Annotated in this window: 5 protein-coding genes; 3 read left to right on the forward strand and 2 right to left on the reverse strand. The window is 70.1% G+C overall.

The features are described from left to right. From AC1D1T_RS30215 to AC1D1T_RS30225, 3 genes are all read left to right on the forward strand, one after another. Positions 1-1,224: DUF58 domain-containing protein (locus AC1D1T_RS30215; RefSeq protein ID WP_477993131.1), on the forward strand; the 1,224-nt coding region annotated here is incomplete at its 5' end. Between the two features lie 132 nt (positions 1,225-1,356). Beyond that, a complete protein-coding gene (locus tag AC1D1T_RS30220) occupies positions 1,357-1,923 on the forward strand; it encodes a DUF805 domain-containing protein (protein ID WP_477824731.1) in 567 nt (188 codons plus the stop codon). Positions 1,924-1,925: 2 nt separating this feature from the next. Further along, positions 1,926-2,501 (forward strand): cob(I)yrinic acid a,c-diamide adenosyltransferase, encoded by a 576-nt coding sequence (locus tag AC1D1T_RS30225; protein ID WP_047508167.1) that lies wholly within the window; start codon positions 1,926-1,928, stop codon positions 2,499-2,501. A gap of 9 nt (positions 2,502-2,510) precedes the next feature. Here AC1D1T_RS30225 and AC1D1T_RS30230 read toward each other — a convergent pair whose 3' ends face one another. After that, entirely contained in the window at positions 2,511-2,795 is a 285-nt protein-coding gene (locus tag AC1D1T_RS30230; protein ID WP_047508166.1) for an EF-hand domain-containing protein, read from the reverse strand. 140 nt (positions 2,796-2,935) lie between these two features. Beyond that, complete coding sequence (locus tag AC1D1T_RS30235) at positions 2,936-4,054, reverse strand: 3-deoxy-7-phosphoheptulonate synthase (protein ID WP_047508163.1); 1,119 nt, start codon at positions 4,052-4,054, stop codon at positions 2,936-2,938. Between the last annotated feature and the right edge of the window lie 476 nt (positions 4,055-4,530).

A 4,530-nucleotide genomic window follows, 5' to 3' on the forward strand; every position in this document is an offset into this window, starting at 1 on the left:
GGGCTGGCCTGGGCGCTGGCCGACCTGTGGCACACGCGCCGCAGCTGGGCGCGCGCGCCGCTGCGGCTGGAGCGGCGGCTGCCGCAGGCGCTCGCGATCGGCGTGCCGCGCGAGCTGGTGCTCAACCTCGTCAACACGGCGACCCTCGGCTGGCGCGGCAGCGTGTTCGACGAGCTGGACGGCACGCTCGACTTCGACGGCCTGCCGCGCACGTTCCGCCTGCCGGGGCGCCGGCGCATCGAGCTGCGCTACCGCGTGACGCCGCGCCGGCGCGGCCGGGTGCGCTTCGGCGGCACGCAGCTGCGGCTGCGCTCGCGCGGCGGCAGCTTCGAATGGCTGCACCTGCTGGGCGAGCCGCAGCTGCTGCACGTGTACCCGAACTTCGCGGCGGTCGCGCGCTATGCGTGGCTGGCCGGCGACCGGCGGCTGTCGCAGATCGGCATCAAGACCTATGCGCAGCGCGGCGAGGGCACTGATTTCAAGCAGCTTGCCGACTACCAGAGCGGCGACCCGGTGCGCCACATCGACTGGAAGGCGACGCTGCGCCACGGCCGGCCGATCGTGCGGCAGTTCCAGGACGAGCGCGACCAGTGCGTGCTGTTCCTGCTCGACTGCGGCCGGCGGATGCGGGCCGACGAGGGGGCGACGAGCGCCGACGGCGGCCACTTCGACCAGGCGCTGAACGCGCTGATGCTGCTGACCCACGTTGCGCTGAAGGAGGGCGACGAGGTCGGCGCGCTGAGCTTCGGCCATGCGCCGGGGCAGCAGCGCCGCTTCGCGCCGCGCAAGGGGGCGGCGACGCTGAACGCGATGATGGCGCGGCTGTACGACATCGAGCCCGGCACCGACCACTCCGACTACCTCGAGGCGGCGCGCGACGTGATGCGGCTGCAGCGCAAGCGGGCGCTGGTGATCATGCTGACCAACTTCCGCGACGAGGATGCGGCCGAGCTGGCCCCGGCGCTGAAGCTGATGCGCACGCGCCACCTGGTGCTGGTGGCGAGCCTGCGCGAGCGGGTGCTGCGCGAGATCGCGGGCCAGCCGCTGGGGGTGGCCGAGCGGGCGGTCGAGGTGGCCGGCGCGCACTGGTTCGAGCAGGCGCGGCGCGATGCCTTCCGGCGCGTGACCGGGCAGGACGCGCTGTCGGTGGACGTGGAGCCGCGCGACCTGCCGGTGGCGCTGGTGAACCGGTACCACGCGGTGAAGCGCTCGCGGCTGCTGTAGCGGCCCCCATCCGCTCGCGTCATCCCCCCAGAATCCCCACTCGGGGTGCTAGGCGCGACACGAGGGCTCCGCTACGATGGCCGCGCCGATCCCCGGCCTACGACACCACATCATCCCGAGGAGAACCCCTGCATGGCCACCGCCAATCCGTCCGCCAACCCGTACCAACCGCCGCGCGCGGCCGTCGCCGACATCGACCGTGCATCGGGCGAGGTCCAGCCGATCAACCTGTGGTCGGCGCGCGGGCGCATCGGCCGCCTGCGCTACCTCGCCTACCTCGGTGCGAGCTACCTGCTGATGCTGCCGGTGTTCATCGTGGCCGGCGTGATCGCGGCGGTGACGCAATCGCCGTTCGTGATGGTGGCCGTGTACGGCGTGGTCGGCATCGTCTATGCCGTCTGGGCCGTGATGATGATGATCCAACGCTCGCACGACATGGGCTGGAGCGGCTGGACGGTGCTGCTCGCGATCATTCCGTTCGTCGCGCTGATCTGGCTCTTCAAGGCCGGTACGCCGGGCAGCAACGAGTACGGTGCACCGCCGCCGCCGAACACCCGCTCGGTGAAGATCCTGGCCTGGGTCTTCCCGGCGTTCATCGTGCTCGGTATCGTCGCGGCGATCGCGCTGCCGGCCTACCAGCAGTACGTGATGCGAGCCAAGGCGGCACAGATCCAGGCGCAGCCGCAGCAGCAGCCCTGAGCATGGCGAATCGACTCACCCAGATCGCCACCCGCACCGGTGACGACGGCAGCACCGGCCTCGGCGACGGCACGCGCGTGCCGAAGGACCACCTGCGCGTGCAGGCGATGGGCGATGTCGACGAGCTGAACTCGACGCTCGGCGTGCTGCTCGCCGAGCCGCTGCCCGACGAGGTGCGCGAGCTGCTGGTCGTGATCCAGCACGAGCTGTTCAACCTCGGCGGCGAGCTGTCGATCCCCGGCTACGAGCTGCTGAAGGGCGATGCGGTGCTGCGCCTGGACGAGGCGCTGGCCCACCACAATGCGGCGCTGCCCCGGCTGAAGGAGTTCATCCTGCCGGCGGGCACGCGCAGCGCGGCGATCGCGCACGTGGGGCGCACCATCGCGCGCCGCGCCGAGCGCGCGGTGGTGGCGCTGGGGGCGCAGGAAGCGGTGCGTGCCGAACCGCGGCAGTACCTGAATCGGCTGAGCGACCTGCTGTTCGTGCTGGCGCGCGTGCTGAACCGCGCCAACCTCGACGGGCTGGGCGGCGACGATGTGTACTGGCGCAGCGAGCGGCTGGCCAGAGACGCTGACTGAGCGGCGCCGTCAGGGCGCCGCGTAGTACCCGACCGCGAACTCCGCGAGCGTCAGCTGGCCATCGTGGTCGGCATCGAGCTTGTCGAACATCGATGCGATCACCGGCAGGCGCTCGGCCTCCTCGCGCGACAGCTTGCCATCGCCGTTCACGTCGACGCGGGTGAACACGGCTTCCATCGCGGCCTTGTCCTTGGCCGAGGGCTCGGCCGCCGGCGTCACTGCCGAGGCCAGCAGCGCCGCGCCACCCAGCGTCAGGGCCAGCAGGCTGCTGCGAATGCGGTGCGGCGTGGTCATGGCGTGCCCCCGGGCAAGTGGATCGGACGTCGATTGCACCCGATCCGGCCTGCTGCAGCCAGACTTCTTGCCAGGGCTTACCCGCGCTACATCTGCGTGACCGACCTTACATGCGCAGACGCGGGGTCGGCCCCGTCCGTTCAGCGGCGGCGCGCCTTCACGGCCTGGTGCAGCACGTCGAGCACCGTCAGCGAATCGTTCCAGCCGATGCAGGCGTCGGTGATGCTCTGCCCGTAGGCGAGCTGGGCCGGATCGTCCTTGCCGGCGCTGAACTTCTGCGCCCCGGCGTTCAGGTGGCTCTCGACCATCACGCCGAAGATGCGGCGGCTGCCCCCGGCGACCTGGCCGGCGATGTCGCGCGCGACGTCGATCTGGCGCTCGTGCTGCTTGCTGCTGTTGGCGTGCGAGCAGTCGACCATCAGCGACGGGTTCAGCTTGGCGGCTTCGAGGTCCTTGCAGGCGGCCTCGACGTGAACGGCGTCGTAGTTGGGCGTCTTGCCGCCGCGCAGGATCACGTGGCAGTCGGGGTTGCCGCGCGTCTCGACGATCGCGACCTGGCCGTTCTTGTGCACCGACAGGAAGTGGTGCGCGCGGGCCGCGGCCTGGATCGCGTCGGTGGCGATTCGGATGTTGCCGTCGGTGCCGTTCTTGAAGCCGATCGGCGCCGACAGGCCCGAGGCCAGCTCGCGGTGCACCTGGCTCTCGGTGGTGCGCGCGCCGATCGCGCCCCATGAGATCAGGTCGCCGATGTACTGCGGCGAGATCACGTCGAGGAACTCGCTGCCGGCCGGCATGCCCAGGCGGTTGATCTCGGTCAGCAGCTGGCGCGCGATGCGCAGGCCCTCGTCGATGCGGTAGCTCTCGTCGAGGTAGGGATCGTTGATCAGGCCCTTCCAGCCGACGGTGGTGCGCGGCTTCTCGAAGTAGACGCGCATCACGATCTCGAGCGTGTCGGCGTATTTCAGGCGCTGTTCGCGCAGCTTGCGGGCGTAGTCGACGGCGGCGACCGGGTCGTGGATCGAGCAGGGGCCCATCACGACGAGCAGGCGGTCATCGCGGCCGGCGACGATGTTCTTGATGCGCTGGCGCGTGTCGGCGATCAGCGTTTCGGCGGCGGTGCCGCGGATCGGGAAGAAGCGAACCAGGTGTTCGGGCGGGGGCAGCGGAGTCACGTCCTGGATCCTTTCGTCGTCGGTCTGGCCTGTCTTGTCGATGGGCGCATACCAACCCTCCGTGGCGCTGGCGGACTTGGCGTTCATGAGCGTGATCTCCTGCTGGGATGGACGGTGAAAACTGCGGGGGCAAAAAAAAACCGCCGGGGAGACCCGGCGGTTTGGTGAGTTCTTTGCGTTTGTGTCTTACAGCCTACGCGCTGACCTCTCCTCCGCCGGGCGGTGCGAGAACCAAAAGTAGGCAAAGAAGTAGGACGGGACGAAACGCATGGGCGCGAATGTAGCACGGCCTCCCGATCGGCCGTCAAGCTCGTTTTTTGCACAGGTGTTCGCCGTCGCGGGGAAATTGACAGCGCCGCGCAGGCGCGGGTCAATGGCGGTTTGCCAACAAGACAGGAGACACGCATGGACCGACGACACCTGATTTCCACCGGCGCGGCAATGGGCCTGGGCGCCGTGGCCGGTTGCGCCACCGACACCCGCGCGGCCGGCGGCGCGAAGACCGCGTTCGAGGTGCCGCAGCCGACGCTGCCGGTGGTCGGCAGCACCGAGCTGTTCCCGGT

The organism is Rhizobacter sp. P2_H3, from assembly GCF_056403355.1.

Coding starts and splice junctions, on each gene's coding strand:
- AC1D1T_RS30235 (WP_047508163.1), bottom strand. CDS start 4,054: ATGAACGCCAAGTCCGCCAGCGCCACGGAGGGTTGGTATGCGCCCATC.
- AC1D1T_RS30225 (WP_047508167.1), top strand. CDS start 1,926: ATGGCGAATCGACTCACCCAGATCGCCACCCGCACCGGTGACGACGGC.
- AC1D1T_RS30220 (WP_477824731.1), top strand. CDS start 1,357: ATGGCCACCGCCAATCCGTCCGCCAACCCGTACCAACCGCCGCGCGCG.
- AC1D1T_RS30230 (WP_047508166.1), bottom strand. CDS start 2,795: ATGACCACGCCGCACCGCATTCGCAGCAGCCTGCTGGCCCTGACGCTG.